Annotated in this window: 13 protein-coding genes; 12 read left to right on the forward strand and 1 reads right to left on the reverse strand. The window is 66.7% G+C overall.

The features are described 5' to 3' along the window. Positions 1-60: 60 nt before the first annotated feature. Entirely contained in the window at positions 61-1,053 is a 993-nt protein-coding gene (locus OG874_RS40045) for an ABC transporter substrate-binding protein (protein ID WP_330252226.1), read from the reverse strand. A gap of 322 nt (positions 1,054-1,375) precedes the next feature. Here OG874_RS40045 and OG874_RS40050 point away from each other — a divergent pair, with 322 nt between their 5' ends. From OG874_RS40050 to OG874_RS40105, 12 genes are all read left to right on the forward strand, one after another. Then, on the forward strand, positions 1,376-2,971 hold the full coding sequence (locus tag OG874_RS40050; protein WP_330252227.1) for a (2,3-dihydroxybenzoyl)adenylate synthase: 1,596 nt from the start codon (positions 1,376-1,378) through the stop codon (positions 2,969-2,971). Further along, positions 2,968-6,264 (forward strand): non-ribosomal peptide synthetase, encoded by a 3,297-nt coding sequence (locus tag OG874_RS40055; RefSeq protein WP_330252228.1) that lies wholly within the window; start codon positions 2,968-2,970, stop codon positions 6,262-6,264. Before OG874_RS40050 ends, OG874_RS40055 begins: the two co-directional genes overlap by 4 nt. A 1-nt stretch (position 6,265) precedes the next feature. Continuing rightward, positions 6,266-6,535, forward strand: coding sequence for a phosphopantetheine-binding protein (locus OG874_RS40060; RefSeq protein WP_330252229.1), 270 nt, complete (start codon positions 6,266-6,268; stop codon positions 6,533-6,535). Beyond that, positions 6,532-7,554, forward strand: coding sequence for a methyltransferase (locus OG874_RS40065; RefSeq protein ID WP_330252230.1), 1,023 nt, complete (start codon positions 6,532-6,534; stop codon positions 7,552-7,554). Before OG874_RS40060 ends, OG874_RS40065 begins: the two co-directional genes overlap by 4 nt. Further along, entirely contained in the window at positions 7,544-9,259 is a 1,716-nt protein-coding gene (gene menD / locus OG874_RS40070) for a 2-succinyl-5-enolpyruvyl-6-hydroxy-3-cyclohexene-1-carboxylic-acid synthase (protein WP_330252231.1), read from the forward strand. Before OG874_RS40065 ends, menD begins: the two co-directional genes overlap by 11 nt. Positions 9,260-9,360: 101 nt before the next feature. Further along, positions 9,361-15,366, forward strand: coding sequence for an amino acid adenylation domain-containing protein (locus tag OG874_RS40075; protein ID WP_330252232.1), 6,006 nt, complete (start codon positions 9,361-9,363; stop codon positions 15,364-15,366). Then, positions 15,363-19,847, forward strand: coding sequence for an amino acid adenylation domain-containing protein (locus tag OG874_RS40080; RefSeq protein ID WP_330252233.1), 4,485 nt, complete (start codon positions 15,363-15,365; stop codon positions 19,845-19,847). The genes OG874_RS40075 and OG874_RS40080 overlap by 4 nt, the downstream gene beginning before the upstream one ends. Positions 19,848-19,861: 14 nt before the next feature. Next, positions 19,862-20,842, forward strand: coding sequence for an ATP-binding cassette domain-containing protein (locus OG874_RS40085; RefSeq protein WP_330252234.1), 981 nt, complete (start codon positions 19,862-19,864; stop codon positions 20,840-20,842). Beyond that, entirely contained in the window at positions 20,839-21,648 is an 810-nt protein-coding gene (locus OG874_RS40090) for an ABC transporter permease (RefSeq protein ID WP_330252235.1), read from the forward strand. Before OG874_RS40085 ends, OG874_RS40090 begins: the two co-directional genes overlap by 4 nt. Positions 21,649-21,668: 20 nt before the next feature. Then, on the forward strand, positions 21,669-22,466 hold the full coding sequence (locus tag OG874_RS40095; RefSeq protein ID WP_330252236.1) for an ABC transporter permease: 798 nt from the start codon (positions 21,669-21,671) through the stop codon (positions 22,464-22,466). Between the two features lie 52 nt (positions 22,467-22,518). Next, the gene (locus OG874_RS40100; RefSeq protein WP_330252237.1) at positions 22,519-23,577 is read left to right on the forward strand and encodes an MAB_1171c family putative transporter; all 1,059 of its coding nucleotides are present in this window, start codon (positions 22,519-22,521) and stop codon (positions 23,575-23,577) included. Positions 23,578-23,692: 115 nt separating this feature from the next. Then, complete coding sequence (locus OG874_RS40105; protein ID WP_330257622.1) at positions 23,693-25,405, forward strand: MFS transporter; 1,713 nt, start codon at positions 23,693-23,695, stop codon at positions 25,403-25,405. The last annotated feature ends 1 nt before the right edge of the window (position 25,406 follow it).

Here is a 25,406-nt window from a genome sequence, read left to right on the forward strand (position 1 = left end):
GGCCCCGAGGCTGCTTTGCACGCTGATCCCGCATGCCGAGCCCCGGGGCCTCGGCTCCGACTACGCGGCCGCTTTTGCGAGCGCGGGCTCCAGTTGCTTCAGGATGTAGGGCAACGACAGTGCCGTCGGCTGATTGAGGCCGCTGCCGGAGGCGAGGTCGATGAAGCTGATACTCCCCTTCTGGACCGAGGGCAGCGTGTTGTATCCCGGGAGTTCCTTCAGCGATTCTCCGGTTGCCACCAGGAGATTCGAGTCGAGATCACCCAGCCGCTCGGGTGACAGCGACAGTCGGCCCCCCGCGGCGGCCCCCTCGTCGACGATATGTTTGGGCAGGCTCATACCGAGCTTGGTGAACAGTTCAGTGGCTCCGTCGTTGGGGTCGGCCAGCACCATCAATTGGCTGGGGCCGGCAAGCCAGCAGGTGAGAAAGGTCTTGCCGGACAGGCTCGGATAGCGTTTCGCGACATCATTGATCTGCCCGTACACGCCGTCGATGACCGTTGTCGCCTTGTCTTCTCGACCGAGCACCTTGCCGACCGTCCGAAGCTGATCGGTCCACTTGTCGACCTGTGCGCTGCCCAGTGCCGGGATGGTCGGTGCGAGCTTGGACAGCTTGTCGTACAGGGCCTGGTCGGTGGTGTACCCCTGCGCCAGAATCAGATCGGGCTCGAGCGCCGCCACCTGCTCGGCGATGTCGCCGGTCGATGTCAGTGCCTTGGCGCTCGACAGCGAATCGGGCTGCCATGGCAAGCGCTGGCCACCCATGAACTGGCTGATGTTGTCGAGGTAGCCGACCGGTGTGACGCCCAGTGCCAGCGTCGCCTCCAGCCACTGCGTGTCGAGTGCCACGATGCGTTTCGGCGTGCCGGTGATCACCGTCTCGCCCAGTCGATGGGTCACCGTGACCCGGGCGTCGGCGGCGGGCGCATCGTCGGTATCGGAGCCGCATCCGACAGCGAAGGAAGCGATGACGGCGAGCGCGGCGAGCAACCACCACCGTCGCGGTGGTCGGGTTGTGCGGTCGTGGGTCGGTCGCTCGGTCGAGCTACTCATTGGTTCCTCGCTCTCATCGGCACCTAGCTCCAGTGGGCTGCCCGGTTGTCACCGGGCAGTCGACGTGGTTCCCTAGAGATAGGTAAGCCTGGCCTAATCTAACATCGAGTTGCGCCCCTGATAAGTGGGCGCCTCAGACCGGTTGGCGCCCTTGGCATCTCGTATGCCGAGGCCGTTTCGGATCACGAAAGGGCGGGTGCGTCCGGTGGGATCTTCGCGAGCGCCCACCGATCTAAGTTTGTATAGGCTAACCTTAATTCGCTAAGTTAGGCGAGCCTGGTTCAAATCAGGTTCTTGGTCACAGGTAGGTGAGGTAGGGCCCATGCTCGATGGATTTGTTCCCTGGCCCGAGGAGTTCGCCTCCCGGTACCGCGAGCTCGGATACTGGCGCGGAGAGTCGCTCGCCGCCACACTTCGCCGATACGGCGCGACGTACGGCGATGCCGTCGCCGTGGTGGATTCCGTTCGCAGCTGGACATATTCGGAGCTGGATGCCGAGGTGGACCGCTACGCGGCCGGCCTGCACACGCTGGGCATCCGGGCGCGGGATCGGGTCGTGGTCCAGCTACCCAACCGAGTCGAATACGTGGTCGTCATGTACGCGCTGCTGCGCGTCGGCGCGATCCCGGTGTTCGCGTTGCCCGCGCATCGGGCCGCCGAGATCACGCATTTCGTCGAAAGCACCGACGCGGTCGCCTATGTGACGGCCGACTTCATCGATGGTTTCGACCATCGCGAACTCGCCCGTACGGTCGCCGAGCGGACCGAGCAGTTGCGGCACGTGATCGTCCTCGGCGATGCCGCCGAGTTCGTGCCGTTGGAAACGTTGCGCCAGCAGCCGATCCAGCATCCCGAACCCGACCCGGCCGACGTCGCGATCCTGCTGCTCTCGGGTGGTACCACGGGGCTGCCGAAGTTCGTCGCGCGTACTCACGACGACTGGGCCTACAGCGGACGCGCCGTCGCCGACTCGTGCTCATACGACACCACGACCCGCCATATGGTCTGCCTGCCGCTCGGCCACAACTGGACTCTCACGCACGGGCTACTCGCCACCTTCCACGCCGGCGGCACGTTGATCCTCGCCGAAAGTCCGGATCCGGGAATCACTTTCGACCTGATCGAACGCCACGGTGTCACCGACACCGGATTGGTGCCCGGCGTCGCCCTGGTGTGGGTCGAACTCGCCGCCGACGCCGCCGCCGACCTGTCGAGCCTGCGCCGCGTCGTCATCGGTGGCTCGAAACTTCCCCTCGAACTCGCCCGCCGCGTCGAGCCCGCGCTGGGATGTCAACTGCACCAGGCATTCGGAATGGCAGAGGGCCTGTGTGGATTCCAGGATTCCGGCGATGATCTCGAGACGCGCACGATTGCCCAGGGCAGGCCGGTCTCGCCGGACGACGAGTTGCTGGTCGTGGACCAGAGCGGGAGCACGGTTCCTGAAGGGGACATCGGTGAACTGCTGACCCGGGGGCCCTACACGATCCGCGGCTACTTCCGCGGCGGCGCCCACAACCGAACCTCCTTCACCGACAACGGTTTCTATCGAACCGGCGATCTGATCCGCCTGCTCCCGAATGGACAGGTCGTATTCGAGGGCCGGGTCAAGGACCAGATCAACCGCGGCGGGGAGAAGATCGCGGCAGAGGAGGTCGAGAATCATCTGCTCGCCCACCCGGCGGTGCGCGATGTCGCGCTGATCGGTGTTCCGGACGAAGTGCTCGGCGAGCGCAGTTGCGCGGTTGTGGTGCCGCACGACGCCGCACCCGCGCAACCGGAGATCGCCCGATTCCTCACCGAGCGCGGGGTAGCCGCGTACAAGATCCCGGACCTGATCCGCGTCGCGGATACGCTGCCGCGCACCGCCATCGGCAAGGTCGACAAGAAGAAGCTACGCCAGGCGGAGGTGGCACGGTGACAACCGGATTTCCCGAGGTCCGGCCCGCGCCTGAGGACCGGTACCGGCCGTTCGCGCTGACCGATACGCAACTGGCATACGTGCTCGGGCGCGATGACGCGTTCCGATTCAGCGGTGTCGCGGCCCACGGATACTACGAATACGAAGGCGCCATCGATATCGATCGGTTCGCGGCGGCCTGGCGCTCGCTGATCGATCGGCACGAGGCGCTGCGCCTGGTCATCGATATCGATCGACGCGAACAGCGGGTACTGGAATCGGTTCCGCCGTTCCAGCCGGTAATACACGATCTGCGGGGGCTCACCGCGAGCGCTCGTACCGCCCGGCTCGCGGAGTTGCGCGACACCTACTCGCATCTGGTGCCGGAACCCGGGACCTGGCCGCTGTTCCACGTCGCGGTGAGTCGGCTCGACGATGAGGTCAGCCGTATCCACATCGGCTTCGACGGACTGTGTTTCGACTATCTCAGCTGGCGACTGCTGCTGGCGGAGCTGAGTCTGCGCTACCGGGATCCGGCAGCCGAACTTCCCGAACTGTCGCTGACCTTCCGCGACTATGTGCGTGCCCTCGCCGAACTAGAGCACTCCGAAATCTATCGCCGGGCCCAGCGGTACTGGATCGACCGGGTGCCGAGCTTCCCCGCAGCGCCGCGGTTGCCCGCGAATCGCTCTACCGAGAATTCGACGACCCGCTTCACCCGCCGCGAGGCCGGTCTGCCGCCCGCGCAGTGGCGGCAGCTGACCAAATACGCACGGGCACACGGGCTCACGACCTCGGCCTTGATGATGGCCGCGTTCGCCGAGGTCTTGGCGGTGTGGTCGGGCGAGCGCAGCTTCGCGCTGAATATCCCCAGCATGAACCGGATTCCGCTGCACGAGCAGGTCGAGTCGGTGGTGGGGGAGTTCGCATCGATTTCGGCGCTCGCGGTGGACCACGACAGCGCCGCGACCTTCGCGGCGCGGGCGAAACGGATTCAGGCGACCCTGTGGGACGACCTCGAGCACAGCCACTACAGCGGTCTGCGCTTCATGCGTGAGCTCACCCGTCACGACGGCATCGCCGATCGCGCGCAGCTGCCGATCGTGCTCACCAGCACCCTGGGGTGGTCCGACGGTGCGCGGACTCCGTTCGACGGTCAGGTCCGCGAGGTGTACGCGCTGTCACAGACCCCGCAGGTCAGCCTCGACGTACAGATCCATGAAGCCGACGGTGAGCTGTACTACAACTGGGACACAGTCGATTCGGCGTTCGCGCCCGGCGTGATCGATGCCATGTTCACCGCGTTCCGCGAGTTACTCGAACGCCTCGCGGAATCCACCGAACTGTGGCAGCAGACCGACCTGTCGCTGGTGCCGCTCGCGGCCGCCGAACTGACCGGACGACCGGTCGATACGGCGGCGGCCCTGGTGCCGGAGCTGTTCATCGAGCGTGCGCGCCGTCAGGCCGAACATCCGGCACTGATCGACGGTTCGGTGACGATCAGCTACGGCGCCCTGCTCGAACAGGCCGGTCGCATCGCGAACCGATTGCGCGAGACCTCCGGCGCCGCCACCGGTCAGCCGATCGTCGCCATCCTGCTGGACAAGGGCTGGCGCCAGTTCGCCGCGGTGTACGGCGTGCTGCTGTCGGGTGCGGCATATCTGCCGATCGACACCGCCCTTCCGCCGCAACGTATCCGCGGCATTCTCCAGCGCTCGGGTGCGATCGCCGCGTTGACCGGTGCCGCGACGCCCGCCGCGGTGCGGGCGGTGGCCGAGGATCTGCCGCAGCTCGCACTGGTCGATATCGACGGCGCGGCGGTGCGGGCGTCGAGTCCGCTCGTGCCCGAGGTCGCGATCGATCGGCATGATCTCGCCTACGTGCTGTACACCTCGGGATCCACCGGGGAGCCGAAGGGTGTGATGATCGAGCACGGCGGCGTGGCGAACTGCGTCGTCGATACGATGACCAGCTTCGAGATCGGCTCGGCGGACCGATCTCTCGCGGTGTCGGCACTGCACCACGACATGTCCGGATTCGACGTATTCGTCGCGCTGTGTGCCGGGGCGACGATCGTCGTGCCCGCCGCCGACCGGCAGCGCGATCCGCGGCACTGGCGCAGCCTCGCCGCCGAACATGCGGTGTCGGTGTGGTGTTCGGTGCCCGCCATGCTGGAAATGCTGCATGCCGAAGGCGGAACGCCACTCACCTCATTGAGGTTGGCCATGGTCGGCGGCGATTGGGTCGTCCCCGCGCTGGTGGACCAGCTGCGCGAACATTGCCCGAATGCGCGCCTGGTCGGCATCGGCGGCCCGACCGAGACCACGCTGTGGAACATCTGGTACGTGGTCGGCGATGTCGATCCCACCTGGCGCTCGATTCCGTATGGGCGGCCGATCGCGAACACCCGCTACCTCCTGCTCGACCAGGCGATGCGCCCCGTGCCTGCGGGTGTCGTCGGTGAAATCTATTGCGGTGGGCCGGGAATCGCGCGCGGATATCTCGATGATCCGGTGCGCACCGGGCAATCCTTCGTCACGTTGCCGGAAACCGGTGAAAGACTGTACCGCACAGGCGATTTCGGCCGTTTGCTGCCGAGCGGCGATATCGAGTTCGCCGGTCGAAGGGACCGGCAGGTCAAGATCCGCGGCCACCGCATCGAACTCGGCGATGTCGAGGCCGCGCTGGCGTCGCTGCCCCAGGTCGACGCCGCGGTGGTGACGCCGGTGCCGACCGCGGACGGCCGCGGTTCGCGGGCGCTGGTCGCGCACGTCGTGGCGCACAACGGAGCCGACGTCGAGGAACTCGACCGCGATATCGCGGCGGCGTTGCCCGCGCATATGGCCCCCGGCACGGTGCGGCTGATCGAGTCGCTACCGCTGACCCCGAACGGGAAGGTCGACCATCGCGCGTTGGTCGCGGCGGCGGCCGAGGCCGCCGGTCGGGCCGAGCGGCGAGTGCAGCCGACGACGCCGCTGGAAGCCGTGCTCGGGCAGGTGTGGCGCGACGTCCTGCAGGTTCCCGAGGTCGGTGTCGAGGACAACTTCTATGCGCTCGGCGGCGATTCCGTTGTCGCGGTGGATGTCACCCGCGAGCTGCGTGAGGTATTGGCCGATCCGACCATCGAGCTGCATTTGCTGCTCGGCGCGCCGACGCTCGGCGAACTCGCGCGCGGCCTGCTGGCCCGCGAGCAATCGCCGGGGCGATTGGACGAGATCGCCCGGATGTACCTGGAGATTCTCGAACTCGGCGACGAACAGGTCGAGTCCGAGCTCACCGGTAATGCGGACCGGACTGTTGCGGAAGGGAACTGACATGTACGAGACACAATCCGAAACCGAGGCCGCGCCCGGCTGGACGATCGACGACGTGCGTGGTGCCGCCGCGAAAGCGCTCGGTCACGCCACCTGGGGCCTGCCCGACGACGCCGATCTGTTCGAGCACGGCCTGGATTCACTGCGGATGATGCGGCTGGCCGGCGCCCTGCGCGCCGGGGGATACGACCTGCCGCTGCGGGTGCTGGCCGAAACGCCAACCGTCGCAGCCTGGTTCGAGATCATCAGCGAGTCGGGTGAGCAGCGGTGACATCGATCGACGAACCCAATGTCACGGCCGGTCAGTCCGAGTTACTACGGCTGCTCATCGGCGGATGGGTGAGCAGCAGTATCGGTGCGGCCGTCGATCTGGGCATTGCCGATCTGCTGCGCGCGGGGCCGATGGACGTCGATGCGATCGCGGCGGCCGCCGGGGTCGCACCGGAATCGCTGACTCGCCTGTTGCGGATGCTGCGCGCTCTCGGCATCATCACGCGCGACGACGCGGATCGATATGCGTTGAGCGAGGTCGGTGCGCTGCTGCGCGCCGACCATCCGCAGTCCATGCGCAACCTGGTCCGCCTGTACCAGGAGCAGTATTTCGCCGATGCCTGGAACGAGCTGGTGCCCGCGCTGCGCGTGGGCGAGCAGCCGTTCACCAAAGCGCACGGCGAGTCCGTATTCGATTATCTGGGTAGCCGACCGGACGCGCTCGCGGTCTACGGCTCCGGGATCGCGGTCGGCAGCATGTTCGTCGCCGATCTGCCCACGGTGTACGACTTCAGCGGGAAGTGCGTCGTGGATGTCGGCGGGGGCGACGGGACTCTGCTGGATGTCATTCTGTCGGCGGTGCCCGATGCGACCGGTAGGTTGATCGAGCGACCGGCCGCGGTCGCGGCGGCGGCGGATCGGTTGCGGGGATTCATAGCCCAGCAACGTTGCGAGGTGCTGGCCGGTGACTTCTTCGATGTGCTGCCCGCGGGCGGCGATGTCGCAGTGCTGTGTCGAATCCTGCACAACTGGGACGACGACCGGGCGCGCACGATCCTGGCGAACTGCCGGGCCGCGATGCGTCCTGGCTCGACGCTGCTGATCGTCGAGCGGGTCGTATCCGATCTGCGGCCCACTCCGGTCGCCACCGCGTTCGACATGCATATGTTCGTGATGACCAGTGGCCGGGAACGAACCGATGAAGAGTATCGGACGTTGTTGGCGGCCAGCGGATTCGAGCTCGTTTCGATCAAGGGCCTGCCCTTGGAGATGAGTTTGGTCGAAGCTCATGCGCGCTGATCGGGTCGAGGTCGCCGAGCCCAGTGCGGCGCAGATACAAGCCGGTGTCATCGTCGACGAACTCATCAGGTGCGGTGTCCGCGAGGTGGTGCTCTGCCCGGGATCTCGAAACGCCCCACTGGCTTTCGCGCTGCATCGGGCCGACGCCGATCGGCGCCTGCGGCTGCATGTGCGGATCGATGAGCGCAGTGCGGCCTACCTCGCGCTCGGGCTGGCCGCGGGCAGTCGCACCGTCGTCCCGGTGGTGACCACCTCCGGTACGGCGGTCGCCAACCTGCTCCCGGGTGTCCTCGAGGCGAGCTACGCGGGCGTCCCGCTCATGGTGATCAGCGCGAACAGGCCGGGGGAGCTACAGGGCACCGGAGCGAGCCAAACCATCGTCCAGCCCGACATATTCGGTCCCGCGGTCCGTGCCACGACGGTGCTGGCCCAGGCGGACCACCGATATCCACCCGGCGGCGACCGGCTGCCGCGGCACAACGCGCGGTGGCGGGCGAGTATCGCCAGGCTGACCGCCACCGGCCTCGGCCTGCGCGACGGCAATCCCGGACCGGTGCATCTGGACGTTCCGTTCGCCGATCCGCTGGTCGGATCGGGTGCCTGCGAGCCGCCGCCCGGTCGACGCGGCGGTGGTCCGTGGACGGTCGTCGAGCCGACCACCATCGACGCGCCGGTGCACGTCGATCTCAGCCTGGACACCCTCGTCGTGGCGGGACACGGTGCGCCGACACTGCCCGAGCTGGCCGGTGTTCCCACGGTCGCCGAACCGTCGGCCCCACCGCCGGAGTGTGCGGTGCACCCGCTCGTACTGCGTGAGCTGCATCCCGAGCAGGTGGTCGTGGTCGGGCGGCCGACGCTGCACCGGTCCGTCACGCAACTGCTCGCGTCACCATCGGTCCGGGTCATCGTGGTGACCCCGGACCGGTCGTGGACCGACGTGGCGGGCACGGCACACGCGGTCGGGCGCACCATACGGGCGACCGGGACACCGCACCGGGTGTGGGTCGATGTCTGTCGCGCGGCCAGCAGCGTCGCGCGGTCCAGGGTGCACCGCGCGCTCGACGAGACCGACCAGGTGACCGGAATGCACGTGGCCAGGGCCGTCACCCGGGCGCTCGGTGCCGCGGACACCTTCGTCATCGGCTCGTCCAACCCGGTGCGCGATGTGGCGATGACGTGGCAACGTCGCGCGGGCGTTCGAGTTGTGTCGAATCGAGGAGTCGCCGGGATCGACGGGCTGGTGTCGCTGTCGATGGGTGTGGCGCTCGCAGGCGGGCGCCGCACGGTCGCGCTGCTCGGTGATCTCACCTTCGCGCACGACAGCGGCGGTCTGCTGGTCGGTCCGTCGGAACCCGTTCCGCGCGACCTGTCGATCGTGGTCGCCAACGACAACGGCGGCGGGATCTTCGGTGTGCTCGAACAGGGGGCACCGGAGCATGCCGATGTCTTCGAGCGAGTGTTCGGCACACCGCACGGAACGGATATCGCCATGCTGTGTGCCGCGCACGGTGTTCCGCACGTCGCCGCGGATATCGCCGAATTGGGCGAGGTACTCGGCGCCGGCGCTCGAGCCGTTGGTGGACTGCGCGTCGTCGAGGTGCGAACGGTACGGGACGGATTGCGCGGGCTGCACGCCGATATCCGATCGGGCATCGAGCTCGACCTCTTCGGTGACTCGATGGCTGTCGTAGCCGACAAACAGTGACGGCCGAATAACCAGTCACATATTAGGCTAGGCTACGCTAATTTTTGGAAGGCTCGGTCGAGCAGACCAGTCTGTGGACCGATCAGCTGAGGAGCATGCAGATGACGGACGCCGTGCGCGAACGCCGAAAGCAATTGCTGCAACGGAGGTTGTCCGAGGTCGGCTTGGCCCGGATGGAACCGGTGTCGAATCCGCCGCGGTCCGAAGCCGAGCGCAACCGACTGTCTCCTGGACAACGCCGCATGTGGTTTCTGCAGACCCGCGATCCGGACGGCACCGCCCTCAATATCTGCGTCGGCTACCGTCTCGTCGGTGCGCTGGACGCGGCGCGCCTGCGCACCGCCATCGCGACCGTCGTTGCGCGACACGAGATCCTGCGCACGACCTATCGCGTCGACGGCGGCGAGCCGCACCAGGTTTTCCATCCGGATGCCGAATTCAGCTGGCGCGAACACGATCTCACCGCGCTGCCGGATGATATCCGCGATCGGGAACTCGAGAATCTCGCGCGACGTGCGTCCGATCGCAGCTTCGACCTGGCCGATGACCTGCCCTTGCGGGCGAGCCTGGTGCGATGCGGTCCGGCCGAGCACGCGTTGATTCTCGTTGCGCACCACATCGCTTGGGACGACGACTCGTGGCGGGTCTTCTTCACCGAGGTGAATGCGACCTACCGCGATGCCGGAGCACTGTCCGAACTCCGGGCGCAATACGCCGATCTGCCCGCGGCGGACCCGGCCGAGGACACCGAGATCGAATTCTGGCGCCGGACGCTGACCCCGCTGCCGGAACGGCCGGAGCTACCGGGCGGGCAACCGCATTCCGGGACCACCGCACGGGAGTCCGGCCGATCTGCCCGCCTGCTGTCGCCGGAGCTGACGCATCGCGTAAACGAGTATGCGCGAAAGCATTCGGTGTCTTCGTTCACGGTCCTGCTGTCCGCGTTCGGTGCGCTGATCCGGCGATACACGGCGGCCTCGGACTTCCTCGTCGCCGTGCCGATCACCGATCGGCGCGGGCAGGATGCGGAGCGGCTGGTCGGATATTTCGGCAATACGCTGCTCGTCAGGTTCTCCGGCGATCCCGCCGACAGCTTCGACGCGCTGGTCGACTCGACAGGTGCGGCATGGCAGGCGGCGTTCGCCCATCGCGGTGTCGGTATCGATCGCGTGATCCGCGAATGCAACCCGAACCGGACGCCCGGCAGCGACGGCATGGCCGAGCTGGTCGCGCTGAGCTTCGGTGTCCGCGGCGACGAGAACGGGCTCTCGCTCGCCGGAATCGAGGTCACCGCACTGGATCTGGGCGGTCTGGCGGCGCAGGAGCCGTTGGGCTTCATGGTCGTCGAGCGCGCGAGCGGCGCGACGGTGGAGGCGAATTTCCAATCCGATGTGCTCGATCGCGCGCTGGTGGAGGAGATGCTGGCCGGCTATGTCCGGTTGCTGGACGGCGCGCTCGGCGATCCCGGACGGCGGGTCGCCGCGATCGATATCCTCGGCGAGTCGGTACGAGCGCAGATCGCCGATGTGTCATACGGCGCCGACGTGGCCGCGGGGCCGAACACACTGGCCGCCATGTTCGAAGCGACTGCCGCGGTGTACCCCGACCATCCCGCGATCAGCTCCGACGCGGGCACGCTGAACTACGCCGAGCTGGATCGGCGCGCGAATCGCTTGGCGCACTGGTTCATCGGGCGCGGCGTCGGTACCGAGGACATCGTCGCGCTGAAGTTGCCGAACAGCGCCCAGTTCGTGGTCGCCGCGCTGGCGGTGTTGAAAGCCGGAGCCGCCTATCTCCCGATCGATCCCGCCTATCCGGACGATCGCATCGAATATCTCATCGCCGATGCGCAACCACAGATCACTCTCGACCTGACCGCACTGGCCGAGGCCGAGGCCGCTGCGGGGACGCTCCCGGCGACGAATCCCACGGACGCAGCACGAATCCGGCCGCTGCGATCGTCGAATCTGGCGTATGTCATCTACACCTCGGGATCGACCGGGCAGCCCAAGGGCGTACCGGTATCGCATGGTGCGATTGCCGAACATCTCACCGGATTCGACGCCCAGTTCGGCATGACCGCCGACGACCGCCTGCTGCAATCGTCATCGGTGAGCTTCGACGCGTCGCTGCTCGAGGTCTTCGTCACGCTCACGCTGGGCGCGCACCTGATCATCGGCAAGCCGGATACGTTCACCGACATCCCCTATCTGAGCGACATGATCGCCCGGTACGACGTCACCGTGCTGCATATGGTGCCCTCGCTGCTGAGCACGCTGTTGCAGCTACCGGAGCTGCGCGAATGGCATACGCTGCGCTTCGTTCCGGTCGGCGGCGAGGCGCTGCCGGGTGAGGTGGCCGACCGGCTCGTCACCGAATTCGGTGTGCGCCTGCGCAATCACTACGGCCCGACCGAGGCGGTGGTCTCGTCCACACACTACGAGGTGGACACGCCGCAGGGGCATCGAGTCGTGCCGATCGGACGCCCCAACCTCGGCGTCTCGGTCCATTTGCTCGACAGCGCACTGGAATTGGTGCCGTTCGGGACGATCGGTGAGGTGTACCTGGGCGGAGACCAGCTCGCCCGTGGCTATCTGGACCGGCCGGGCCTGAGCGTCGCGCGATTCGTCGCCGATCCGTTCCGGCCCGGCGGGCGGCTGTGCCGCACCGGCGATCTGGCGCGGCGCAATCGGGACGGCCTGCTCGAGTTCGTCGGCCGGGCCGACGACCAGATGAAAATCCGCGGCTACCGCATCGAGGCCGGTGAGGTCGAAGCCGCGCTGTCGGCCCATCCGGACGTGGCACACGCCGTCGTGATCGTCACCGAACACGCCGCGGTCGGCCGGATGCTCACGGCGTATCTCGTCGGGGAATCGGCGGGTTCGCCGATCGACTTCGCCGAGGTGCGCGCACATATCGCGGCGAAACTCCCGGCGTATATGGTGCCCGCCGCCTTTGCGGAGATCGATCGGATTCCGATCACCGCGCACGGCAAGCTCGATCGTCGGGCGCTGCCTGCTCCGGTGCTGGTCGGTGCGCGGCGGCACCGGGCGCCCAGCGCCGGCGTCGAGGCGCGGATGGCCGCGGTATTCGAGCGGATCTTCGAACTCGACAGTGTCGGTGCCGACGACTCGTTCTTCGAACTGGGTGGCCACTCCCTGCTCGCGGTCCGGCTGATCGCGGAAATCCGCGCCGAATTCGGCGTCGAACTCGAGGTTCGTGCCGCGTTCGATACTCCAACGGTTGCCGAATTGGCTGCCCAGGTGGACGAGCAGCATCGTGGTGAATCCGGCATGGACACCGGAACCGAACGGCCCGACACGCTGGGGCCGATTGCGCCGACCGTCGACGCGGGCAAACCGGAACTCGTCGCAGGCCAACGCCCCGAACACATTCCGCTGTCTTATCCCCAGCTGATGATGTGGTTGCCGAGCCAGCTCGACCATGACGAACCGGTCGGCAACCTGCCCTACGTGGTTCGGCTCGACGGCCCGGTCGACACCGGCGTACTCGCGGCCGCAATCGGTGATGTGATCGCGCGGCACGAGGCATTGCGAACCACGTTCCCGAATCGGGACGGCGTGCCCTACCAGCGCATCCTCCCCAGCGCGCCGATTGACGTGCCCGTCATCGCGGTGGTCGACGAACAGCGACTGAGCGATCGTCTCTCCTCGGAATTCAGATATCGCTTCGCCGTGGATTCGGAGTTGCTCATCCGCCCGCGGATATTCGTGCTGGATGAGACGCGGCATATGTTGTCGCTGCTGATGCATCACCTGGTCACCGATCATGTGTCGTTCGGTGTATTCCTCACCGATCTGATCCATGCCTACCGAGCACGGATCCAGACCGGCCACCCGGACCGGGCGCCGCTGCGGATTCAATACGCCGACTACGCGCTGTGGCAGCGCGCGGCCTTCGACGAGAAGGGAATTCCGTACGGCCAGACCGAGATCGAGTACTGGCGGGCCGCGTTGGCAGGGCTTCCCGCCGAGATCACGGTGCCACTCGACCGGCCCCGGCCCGCCACCCTCTCGGCAAATAGCAAGGGCGTGTCGTTCACCGTGCCCGCGTCATTGTGGACGCGCCTGCGGGCACTGGCCGCGGAAACGGGAGTGACCGAGTACATGGTGTGCCAGGCGGCGCTGGTCACCGTGCTGCACAAGCTCGGCGCCGGTGACGACATCGCCATCGGCACCCCGGTCGCGGGGCGGGTCGATGCGGCGACCAACGACCTCGTCGGCATGTTCGCGAACGTCGTGGTCGTGCGCACCGGGCTGGCAGGCAACCCGACATTGCGTTCGGTCCTGATGCGCGGCCGGGACGCGGCCCTCGGCGCGTTCAGCCACCAAGAGGTTCCCATCGAGCGGGTCATGGACGCGCTCGGTCCGGTCCGGTTGCGTTCGCGCAACCCCCTGTACCAGGTCGTGCTGCATTTCCGGGCCCAGGACTGGGCGCAGCGAGCGCTGGATCTGACCCCCTCGGGAGGTACCCGGCTGGTCCCCGAGCCGTTGGGCTTCGACGACTCGCTCCTCGATTTCATCGACAATTCTTTTCTCGACGTCAATGTTGGTTTCACCGTTCGCGCTGACGGCAGAGTCGATGCGAAGGTCGTCTATCACGCCGATCTCTACGACAAGGCGACAGCCGAACTGGTCGCCGACGGGCTGCTGGCGGTTTTGGCGGCATTTGCCAGCACACCGGATATCGCGGTCGGCGATGTCGAGGTGCTCGCCGCGGCCGAGCGGCAACGGGTCCTCGCCGAATGGAGCACCGGGTCCGAGACCGGCCAGGTGCACAGCATCCCCGAGATCGTCGCGGCGATCGAGAACACCCCCGCTGACCGGGTAGCGGTGTATTGCGGAACCCAGACCGTTACCTATGGCGAACTGTGCCTGCGCATCCATTCGGCGGGCGGGGGACGGACTGCCGGGCGACCGGACGGGGCGGATACCGCATGGTCTCTGCTCGATCCGGCGATCGATCTCATCGGAAGTCTCGCACGCGCTTCGTTTGTTTCAGTGCCGGTCGGCGACGCGTCCCTTGCGCTGAGTCGCCGAGCACTGGAGTCGCGTATCGGCTCCCGGATCGACGGCGAGCGTGGTACCCAGCTGGTGGCGCTCGGATCGGACAGCCTCGACATCGTGGTCGAATTGCTAGCGGCGATGGCCGCGGAGGCGACCATCGTCCTGGCTACCCCCGCCGAATGCGAGGACTCGGACGCCCTGGCGCGACTCATCACCGATTACGAACCAACCCTGGTGGTGGCGGATCCGCACATTCTCTCGACGATCACCCATGGCGGGCTGACCGCGACACCGTCGGTGCGCACCTGGGTCGTCGCCGCTCCGGCGTGGCCGGTGCAGTTGCCGGGTCTGCTCTCGGCGTTGGCCCCCGAGTCCCGGGCGTGGTTCCGCTACGGCTTCGCCGAGGCCGGTGGCGCAGCGGTATACGGTCCCGTGACCGCCGTGTCCAAGGGGCGACCGGCGCCGGGCACGCGTCTGTTGGTGTTGGACGATCGGCTGCGGCCGGTGCCACACGGAGTAATCGGGGATATCTACGTCGGCGGGTCCTCACTTGCTATCGGCTACCTGAATGACCGGTCGGCGACCGCCGTACGGTTCGTCGCCGATCCGTATGCCACGCATCCCGGCGCTTGGTTGTTCCGTACCGGAAAGCGCGGGCGGTGGGATGTCACCGGTTCGCTGGTTCTGGAGACCGCGCCACTGACGGTGGCCGCTTCTTCGTTCCCGGCGGACACCGACACGACACCGGTAACCGAAACCGAGCGGACACTCATCGCGATTCTCGAAGAACTGTTGGAGCTCACCGAGATCGGCCGGCACGACGGATTCTTCGAGCTCGGTGGCGACAGCGTGATGTCGATTCAATGGGCCGCCAAGGCGAACCAGGTCGGCCTGCCGCTGACACCGCCGATGGTGTTCGAGCACATCACCATCGCCGAGTTGGCCGCCGCGGTGGACGAGGCGCCACAGGACGAGGAACAGTCCGTCGCCGGTGACCGTGCGCATCAGCCGATGACGGTATCCGGATTGAGTGACGACGCGTTGGCCGCGGTGACCGCGGCATGGAAGGTACAGCGATGACTACGACACCCGAGATCGAGGATGTGCTCGCGCTGAGCCCGCTGCAGGAGGGTTTCTTCTCACTTGCGCAGTTGGCCGACGGCGGGGCGGATATGTACGCCATGCAGTTCGTCAACGAGATCATCGGACCGGTGGATGCCGCGCTGTTGCGCCGCAGCATCGAAGCTCTGCTGGAACGGCACCCCAATCTGCGAGTGTCGTTCTGGGATCGCGATATTCCCAAGCCGGTGCAGATCGTGCCGACCCGGGTCGAGCTGCCCTGGTTCGAGTGCCGTGCCGAACTGGCGGAGTTCGATGCCATCTGCGCGGAGCAGCGGCGCCACCGATTCGATCTGACACGCGGACCGGCGGTCCGCGTGGTCCTCGTGACCTTGCCGGACGGCAGACGCCGGATGATCTTCACCGCACACCACATCCTGATGGACGGCTGGTCGATCGGCGTGTTCTGCCGCGAACTCGTCGCCGTGTACGAGGCGGGCGGGCGCACCGCGGCACTGCCGGAGATTCGGCCCTACCGTGACTACATCGGTTGGCTGGCCGCGCAGGACACCGATGCCGCCGTGCGCGCCTGGGCCGACTATCTCGGCGGCTCGAGTGGTCCGCTGATGCTGGCAGAAGGCGCTGTCTCCGGCGGTGCGCCGAAGCGGAATCGGTTGCGTCTGAACGCCACCGAGACGGCGGGGCTCACGCGCTGGGTGCGCGCGGGCGGACTCACCCTCAACACCGCGGTGCAGTTCGCGTGGGCGGTTGTCCTCGCGCGCCTTACCGGTCGCCGCGATGTCATCTTCGGCACCATTGTCGCCGGACGTCCCGAGACGTTCGAGGGCATCGATTCCATGGTCGGGCTGTTTATCAACACTGTGCCGATCGCCGTGCGGCTGGATCCGGCGATGTCCGTCGCGCAGCACTGCACACGGCTGCAACGGGAATCGGTGACGATGCGCGATATCGGTTACCTGAGCCTCTCGACGATCCATCGCGCGGTCAGCGTCGGCGCACTCTTCGACACCCTGCTCGTTTTCGAGAATGCGCCTCTCGGCACCGCCACGGAAACTGTCACCACCGCCAATGGCGTCAGTTTCGTACCGGTCACGATGGAGAGCTTGACCCACTATCCGTTGACGGTCGTGTGCTACCTGCTGGACGGGACGCTCGAGATCGTTGTGGAGGCGGTGCCCGGGGCACTGCCGCACCTGTCCGCGGCCGAGGTCGGGGAACGGCTGGTAACAGTGCTGCGGCAACTTGCGGTCAGCGCGGACTCGGGCCCCTATGCGCTGGATGTGCTGTTGCCGAACGAGCGGGCCCGACTGATCGACCCCGCTCCGGTCGTGAGCATGCCGTCGAATCCGACTGTGCCGCAACTGTTTGCCGCACAGGTCGCGGCGACTCCGAATGCACCCGCGCTCACCACCGCCACCGAGACATACACCTATGCGGAGCTCGACGAGGCTGTTTCCGGCCTCGCCGGTGCGCTGACCGCTCGTGGGATCGGCGCCGAAAGCGTTGTCGTACTGGCCATTTCCCGCTCGGCCCAGTCCATCGTTGCGATTCTGGCGGTGCTGGCGGCGGGCGGTGCGTATGTGCCGGTGGATGTCACGGCCCCGACCGCCCGGATCAATTCGATGCTGCGGCAGTCCGACCCGGCTCTCATCGTCACGGTGCGCGAGAGCCGCTCGGTGCTCGACGGGCTGACCCATGCGATTCCGATCATGTGCCTCGATGACGCGATCGGGGCAACGGACAGCCCCCGCGTGGAGGTCCATCCGGACCAATCCGCATACGTGATCTTCACATCCGGGTCGACCGGCGAACCCAAGGGCGTGGTCGGAACCCATGCGGCGCTGGTGAGCTACTTCGCCGACCATCGCGAGCGGGTGTACCGACCCGCGGTGGCACGGGTCGGACGCAAACTGCGGATCGCGCATGCCTGGTCGATGAGTTTCGACGCGTCGTGGCAGCCGTTGGTCGGACTGCTGGACGGTCACACCGTGCACTTGTTCGACTTCGACGAGATGCGCGATGCCCGGCGGTTGGTCGAGGGTATCGCCACGCACGACCTGGACATGATTGATACCTCACCGTCGATGTACGCGCAGCTTTCCGCGGCGGGTATGGATCGGGCCGGGCTTTCGGTGCTCGCGTTGGGCGGCGAAGCCATCGACGAGCGGCTGTGGGCCGAGCTTCAGGCGCTACCGGATACCGATGTCTTCAACTGCTACGGGCCGACCGAAACGACAGTGGAGGCCGTGGTCGCCTCGGTGACCGGTGAACGGCCGAGTCCCACCATCGGTTCGGCGACGGCGGGGATGGCCGCATATGTCCTCGATCCCTTGCTGCTGCCCGTTCCGGCAGGTGTCGTCGGCGAGCTGTATCTGTCCGGCGGGCAGGTGACGCGGGGCTACGTCGGCAAACCGGGCATGACCTCGAGCCGCTTCGTCGCCGACCCGTACGTGCCCGGTGCAAGGATGTACCGCACCGGAGATCTGGTCCGGCGCAAGGCGAATGGCGATCTCGCCTATCTCGGCCGCGCCGACGATCAGGTGAAGATTCGTGGCCATCGCATCGAAATCGGCGAAATCGAAACAGCGTTGCGCCGACTTCCCGGGGTCGAGGCCGCCGCCGTTGTCGTGGTTCGCCGCGAGAGTGGCCCTGTCCTGGTCGGTTTCGTCACCGGCGAGGGTGCCGTCACCGATGTGCGCGACGCGCTCGCTGATCATCTTCCTGCCTATATGATGCCCGCCCGGATTGTGGCGCTACCCGCCTTGCCGCTGACGCCCAACGGCAAGCTGGACACCCGTGGGCTGACCGAGCGTGCTCATGAAGCGCTTGGCGCCGTGGGTGTTTCGGCGCCCGAGACAGAAACCGAGCGCGTGCTGTGCGCGGTTTTCGCGGAATTGCTCGATGGTGTGACACCCGGGATCGACGACGACTTCTTCGCTCTCGGCGTGGACAGCATTGTTGCCATCTCACTGGTGAACACCATGCGCCGGCGCGGTCTGACCATCTCGCCGAGGATGGTCCTGTCGAACCCGACAGTGCGCAGGCTGGCAGCGGCGATCGAGCGGGCAGCGGAAACGGATCGAGCGCCCCACGATGGCGACTACGGAGATGTCGCGCCGTTGCCCCTCGTCTCCTGGATGTACGAGCAGGGCACCTTCCGGAGGTTTGCCCAGTCGGCATTGATCGCGGTGCCCGCCGACTTGGATCGCGCGAGTCTGGAGGCGGTACTGCAAGCGGTATTGGATGCGCACGACATGCTGCGCTCGCAGCTGAACGAGGTTCCCGGCGGCTACCGGCTCGCGACCCGGGAGCCGGGCTCCGTTCGCGCCGAGGCGATGCTGTCCAGTGTCGAGGTGTCGGGCGAGCTGGGCGACGCCGTCACCGCGAACGTGCAGTCGACACTCGACGGAATCGATCCGTTCACCGGCCAGAATGTGCGGGCGATCCGATTCGTGTGCGGTGATCGTGACGACGTACTGCTGCTCACCATTCATCACCTGGCAATCGACATCGTGTCATGGCAGATCCTGTTCGCAGACCTGGCCGAGGCCGCGCAACAGCTCCGGTCCGGTGCCACACCGAAGGTGATGGGCGAATTCACCGGGTATCGGCGCTGGGCCGAGCTGTTGCACCAACGGGCGGCGACCTCGGAGGTCGGTACCCAACGTGACTACTGGGCCCGGCAACTGGCGGCCCCGGATCCGGTGCTGGGCCGACGTCTTCCGGATCCCGCGACCGACACATGGTCCACGCTGCGGTTGACCGCCGTGCATACACCGGTTTCCACGACTCGGCGGATTCTGGGCCTGACGAGCAAGGATGAGGGTATTCGCGAGTTCCTGCTCGCCGCGTTGACCATCACGTTGGCCACGTGGCGCGCTCGACATGGCCAGAGCCCCACCTCGGGAGCACTGGTCGCCCTGTATGGGCACGGCCGCGAGGACGACATCGCCGACGGCGCCGACACCTCACGAACTGTCGGTTGGTTCACCACCCTCTTTCCGGCCCGGTTCGGCGTCGGCTTCGATGTCGACGTGGCACGGGCCGAATCGGATCCCGCCGCCGCGCTGGCCGTACTGGAGTCCGTCTCCACTCATATCGCAGCCATTCCGCACAGCGGCATGGACTTCGGCCTGCTCTGCGATGTCGAGCGCGTTCCTGAGCTGAGGGATCGAGATCCGCAGGTGGAGTTCAACTACCTCGGCCGGCTCGACCTCACCACGGACCGCGGCTCGGACAGTGCGCACTGGGCGCGGGTCGGCGATCTCGAGTTGACCGCGCGGTTGCCGCTGGTGCCCGAGCCCGACTTTCCGCTGCGCTTCGCGCTGGGTGTGAGTGCCGCGATCGGTCCGACCGAGGAAGGCACCCAGCTGGTCACCTACTGGCGCTGGAGTGATGCGCTGTTCACCGAGTCGCAGGCGCAGCAGTTGGCCGATATCTGGCAGCGCGCGGTGGCCGCTCTGGCACGCGCATGTGGGTAGTTAGGGAGAGCACTTTGTCGGAATCATCAGCGGGACCGGGCGCAGCGAGGACGGACGACGCGATCATCGTCGAGTCGGTCGAGAAGTCCTTCGGTGCGGTGAAAGCCTTGCGGGGCATCACCTTCAGCGCGCAGGCGGGCAGTGTGCTCGGTGTGCTCGGCCCGAACGGAGCCGGCAAGACCACTACCGTCTCGATCCTGTCCACCCTCACCCGACCCGATGCCGGTCACGCGTCGGTCGCCGGATACGACGTGGTCCGCGACGCCGCGCAGGTACGGTCCTCGATCATGCTCACCGGCCAATACGCCGCGCTGGACGAGATGCTCACCGGCCGGGAGAACCTGGTGCTGTTCGGCCGCCTGATGGGTTTGCGCCGCAGGGCCGCAGGGGAGCGGGCCGAGGAGTTGCTCGAACAGTTCGCGCTGACCGAGGCCGCGGACCGGCGGGTCGGCCAGTATTCCGGCGGCATGCGTCGGCGCATCGATATCGCCTGCGGACTGGTGCGCCCGCCGCAGGTGGTATTCCTCGACGAGCCGACCACCGGCCTGGACCCCGTCAGCAGGCAGAGCCTGTGGTCGCTGGTGCGATCACTGAAGGCGCAGGGGGTGACGATCCTACTCACCACGCAGTACCTCGAGGAGGCGGATGCGTTGAGCGACAACATCATCGTCATCGACCAGGGCACGGTGATCGCCGAGGGAACCGCCGATCAACTCAAGGCTCGCTCGGGATCCAGCTACTGCGAGGTGGTTCCGGTCGATGCCGGCGATGTGCCCGCCGTGCTCGCGGCCCTGTCCGATCTGGGTGTGGTCACCGTCGCCGAATCGCAGGACCGGGTGTCGCTCCCGGCGCCCGACGGTGCGGTCACACTGTCCGAGGCGCTGCACCGGATCAACAACGCGGGAATCGAATTGATCGATATCGCGCTGCGCCGGCCCTCCCTCGACGAGGTCTTCATCGAGCTGACCAAGCCCGGCGTCGGTGCCGCGTCATGAGTAGCCCCGGCGCGGTCAGCAATCGCGAAGCAGCGACGAAAGCGCCAGGAGCACTGAATATTCCGGGCTGGATGCAGTGGACTGCGTTGAGCGGGCGCAGTATTCGCGCCGGCCTTCGGGAAGGCGATGTGGTGCTGGCGTTCTCGGCGCCGCTGGTGTTCTACGTGTGCTTCTATGTGCCGTTGCGTCGTTCCATGGAGGTCTCGGGCATCGACTACGCGCAGTACCTGCTGCCGTTGATCGTGGTGTATGCCATGTTCTTCGGGTCGATGTTCGCAGGCGATCGGGCCGCCCGTGAGGTTGCCGGTGGGATGGCTACCAGGCTCCGGTCGATGCCGCTGCGGTCGTGGGTTCCGGTGGCGGCCCGGATGTCGGCGAATCTGATGCGCGCGGTGGCCGCGCTCGTCGGCGCGCTGGTGATCGGCACGGTTTTCGGGTTCCGTTTCCATGCCGCGGGTGCGGCATTGGTGTTTCTGGTGGTCGCGCTGGCGTTCGGTGCGGCCCTGGTGATCTGCACCGACACCCTCGGCACGGTCACCCGCAATCCGGATCTCAGCGGCACCGTGCTGTTCGGTCCGCAACTACTGCTGATCATGATCTCGACGGGTTTCGTTCCGGTGCAGGGCTTTCCGGGCTGGATTCAGCCGTTCGTGCGCAATCAGCCGGTCTCCCAGGTGACCGATGCGCTGCGTGGTCTGGCCGACGGCCGGTTCACCGCGCAGTTGGGCGTTGCCGCGATCTGGATCGGGGCCCTGCTGGTGGGCGGTGCGGTCCTGGCGACGCGCGTGGAAGGACGACGGTTGTGATTGTGGAAGAGGTTGTGCGAGTGGATGCTTCCGGCACGCATGAGCCGCGGCCGGGGGGATCCCTGCTGGCCCAGAGCCTGATCGAGACCGGCCGGTTGTTGCGCCGATGGTCGCGGCAGCCGGAGGTGATCACGAGCACGCTGGCGCTGCCGATTCTGCTGCTGCTCATGTACGACTTGGTGCTCGGAAAGTCGCTGGGGGCGACCGGTGGTGCTGACCCCATCTATGGATTCGTGCCGATGGTCGCGGTGTCCGGAGCCATGTACGGTGCCACGGGCACGGGCATATCGCTGTACGGGGAGCGGGAAAGCGGTCTGCTGCGCCGGTTCTGGGTATTGCCGATCCATCGTTGCGCCGCACTGGTCGGTCGGCTGCTGGCCGAATGTGGCCGCGCGGCCGCCGCGACGGTGGTGGTGGTCGTGGTCGGGATGCTGCTCGGCCTGCGCTTCCAGCAGGGCTGGGGTGGGGCGCTGGGCGTGCTGATCGTGCCGGTCATCGTGATCGTCGGCTTCACCCCGCTGGTGATCCTGCTCGGCGTGAGCAGTCTCGGCGACAAGGTTGTTCAGCTGTTCGCGATAGTGGTTCTGGTCGGTATGTTCTTCAACTCGGGTTTCGTTCTGGTGCAGAACTATCCGGGCTGGCTGCAGCCGGTCGTGCGCGCCCAGCCGATGAGCTGTGCCATCGAGGCCATGCGCAACTTCACCCTCGGTGGGCCGCTGCTGGTCCCGATGACGCAGACGCTGGCCTGGTCGGTCGGCCTGGTCGCGGTCTTCGGTGCGCTCGCCGTTCGCGGCTATCGGAAGGCCGCCGAGAGCTGACCGGTCGGCGCCAGTTGGTGCGCGGTGCCGTGGAGTTCTACGGTCTGGGACTATGAAATCCCTGCCGATCGCGATGATGGTGGTGATCGGCGTGTTCGTCGCTGTGATCACCATCGGCCGGTGGTGGCTGGTCAACGACACCATCACCGATCGACTCCTCAATCGCGCGCTCAGCTGGAATCTGCCGGGACTGTTGCTGTTGGGGTTCGTCGGTCGACTCGGCTCGTTCGACCTCGCGATGAACCTCTTTACGATCTTCGGCTGCATGACCGTAGCCAACGTCTTCGGTGTCGCCACGCTGCTCGATGGTGCGGACGTGCACACGGCAGCACGGCGCCAGCGCAGATATGACACGATCGCGGCCGCGGTGGGATTCATCCTGCTGGCGAGCATCGTCGCGGACAGTGCCGGCCTATCGCTCGACTGGGGTCCAGCGATATGGTCGCTCACCACGGTGCCGACCGCCTTGTGCGGGCTGCACTTCACGCGTGCCTGCATTCGTGAACTCCGCGCCACCAAGCCCACCGCGAAGGAACGGCTGACCTACTCGGCCCTGCTCGTGGCCGGCGGGTACATCTTCGTTGCCACACCGGTCGGTGCAGTGTGGACGGCTATGGGAACCCGTCCCGACGATTTCGGGCTCGGGTGGACGATCGGGGCGGCGGCGACGCTGGTTATCCTCACCGCTTTGATCGCGATCCCCCTCGTGAACGCGCTACTGGCGCGAGCCGAGTTGGACCGGGCGGGTCGATGCTGCCGCCGTCTGCGGCCACTGTGGCGAGTTCTCACCGCCGCGGTTCCCGAAGTCGTGCTGGATCCGGGATATCCGGGCAGCGGCGAATCCACGTCGCGGCTGTATCGCATGACGGTCGAAATCCGCGACGCCCTTGTGCAACTCGAGCAGTTCGCACCGGAGGCGAGCGAATCGCATGTGGATATGCGCGAATTCGCGTTGCGTATCGCACAAGCCGCACAGGCAAAGACCGACGGCAGGTCTCCGGTGGCGGCCGTCACACGGCGCGGCGCAACCACCTCAGTGGTGCGGGATCGCGCCGACGAACTCCGCTACTTGTCGGATCTGGCGCGCGCCTGGCCGCGGGCCAGCGTTTGATAGTTGCATCGGCTAACTATATAGTTTGCGGATGTAACTATCAGCAAGGGGCCCTGCCGTGTCGATTTCCTCCGCCGATCTCGATCTGGACGACGTCCAGACCATCCGTCGCCGCATGCGCTACGACCGAGATCATCCGCGCTACAAGTGGATCGTCCTGACCAACACCACTATCGGTGTGCTGCTCAGTGCGATCAACGCCTCGATCGTGCTGATCTCGCTGCCCGCCATCTTCCGCGGTATCGGCCTGAATCCGCTGGAGGCGGGCAACGTCGGCTACCTGCTCTGGATGCTGATGGGATATCTGCTGGTCACCGCGGTGCTGGTGGTGATGTTCGGGCGGCTCGGCGATATCTTCGGTCGAGTCCGGATCTACAACCTCGGCTTCGCGGTATTCGCGGCGACCGCGGTGCTGCTGTCCTTCGACCCGTTCCAGGGCAGCGCGGGCGCGATGTGGATCATCTTCTGGCGGGTGATCCAGGGCGTCGGTGGTGCCATGCTGATGGCCAACTCCACCGCCATCCTCACCGACGCGTTCCCGGCGAAGCAGCGCGGCACCGCACTCGGCATCAATAGTGTGGCGGCGGTCGCGGGCTCGTTCCTCGGCCTGATCATCGGTGGCGTGCTGTCGGAATGGGATTGGCGCGCGGTCTTCTGGGTGAGTGTGCCGATCGGCATCCTCGGCGCCATCTGGTCCTACCGCTCCTTGCACGAGGTCGGTCAGCGGACGTTGGGCAAGGTCGACTGGGCGGGCACGATAACCTTCGGATTCGGCCTGACCGCACTGCTGACCGGCATCACCTACGGTATCCAGCCCTACAGCGAGCACCCCACCGGCTGGTCCAATCCCTGGGTGCTCGGCGCGGTATTCGGCGGGATCGCCCTGCTCGGGGTGTTCTGTGTGGTGGAGACCAAGGTCGCCGAGCCGATGTTCCACCTGACGCTGTTCCGCAACCGCGCCTTCGGCCTCGGCAACTTCGCCAACCTGCTGGTCTCGATCGGGCGCGGCGGTATGCAGTTCATGCTGATCATCTGGCTGCAGGGTATCTGGCTGCCGCTGCACGGCTACGACTACGAATCGACGCCGCTGTGGGCCGGCATCTACCTGCTGCCGCTGACCGCGGGTTTCCTTGCCGCCGGGCCGATTTCGGGCTGGCTGTCGGACCGCTACGGTTCGCGGCTGTTCACCGTCGGCGGTGCGGCACTGGCGGGCCTCACTTTCCTACTGCTGCTGATCATCCCCGTCGACTTCGATTTCTGGATGTTCGCCGCGATCGTCATGCTCAATGGCATCGGCTGCGGATTGTTCTTCTCCCCGAACACCGCCGCCATCATGTCGAGCGTGCCCGCGGCACAGCGCGGCGCCGCCTCCGGTATGCGCGGCACGCTGTTCAACGGTGGCAATGCGCTGTCGATGGGAATCTTCTTCTCGCTCATTGTCATCGGTCTCGCCGCCAGCCTGCCGTCGGCGCTGGCCAGCGGCCTGCGCGCCCAGGGCGTATCCGCGGGGGCGGCCGCGCAGGTCGCCGATCTGCCGCCGGTAGCGAGCATGTTCGCCGCCTTCCTCGGCTACAACCCGATCCAGGAATTGCTCGGCCCCACCGGCGAATTGGCGAAGCCGGGCGTCAATGCCGACACCCTCACGGGACAAGAGTTCTTCCCGCATCTGCTCACCGGGCCGTTCCACACCGGCCTGATCGTGGTGTTCGTAGCGGCCGCGATCATGATGTTCCTGGCCGCGGTCGCCTCGTACTTCGCCGGTGACAAGTACACCGAGGAGCACGAGGCCGAACTTGCCGAGGCCGACGAACTCGTCGCCGCGCGCTGAA

The sequence above is a fragment of the Nocardia sp. NBC_00565 genome (assembly GCF_036345915.1).
Classification (GTDB): Bacteria; Actinomycetota; Actinomycetes; order Mycobacteriales; family Mycobacteriaceae; genus Nocardia.

Excerpts from the sequence above, each read along its gene's own strand:
- OG874_RS40045 (WP_330252226.1), bottom strand. The coding sequence starts at position 1,053 with ATGAGTAGCTCGACCGAGCGACCGACCCACGACCGCACAACCCGACCA.
- OG874_RS40050 (WP_330252227.1), top strand. The coding sequence starts at position 1,376 with ATGCTCGATGGATTTGTTCCCTGGCCCGAGGAGTTCGCCTCCCGGTAC.
- OG874_RS40060 (WP_330252229.1), top strand. The coding sequence starts at position 6,266 with ATGTACGAGACACAATCCGAAACCGAGGCCGCGCCCGGCTGGACGATC.
- menD (WP_330252231.1), top strand. The coding sequence starts at position 7,544 with ATGCGCGCTGATCGGGTCGAGGTCGCCGAGCCCAGTGCGGCGCAGATA.
- OG874_RS40075 (WP_330252232.1), top strand. The coding sequence starts at position 9,361 with ATGACGGACGCCGTGCGCGAACGCCGAAAGCAATTGCTGCAACGGAGG.
- OG874_RS40080 (WP_330252233.1), top strand. The coding sequence starts at position 15,363 with ATGACTACGACACCCGAGATCGAGGATGTGCTCGCGCTGAGCCCGCTG.
- OG874_RS40090 (WP_330252235.1), top strand. The coding sequence starts at position 20,839 with ATGAGTAGCCCCGGCGCGGTCAGCAATCGCGAAGCAGCGACGAAAGCG.
- OG874_RS40100 (WP_330252237.1), top strand. The coding sequence starts at position 22,519 with ATGAAATCCCTGCCGATCGCGATGATGGTGGTGATCGGCGTGTTCGTC.
- OG874_RS40105 (WP_330257622.1), top strand. The coding sequence starts at position 23,693 with ATGCGCTACGACCGAGATCATCCGCGCTACAAGTGGATCGTCCTGACC.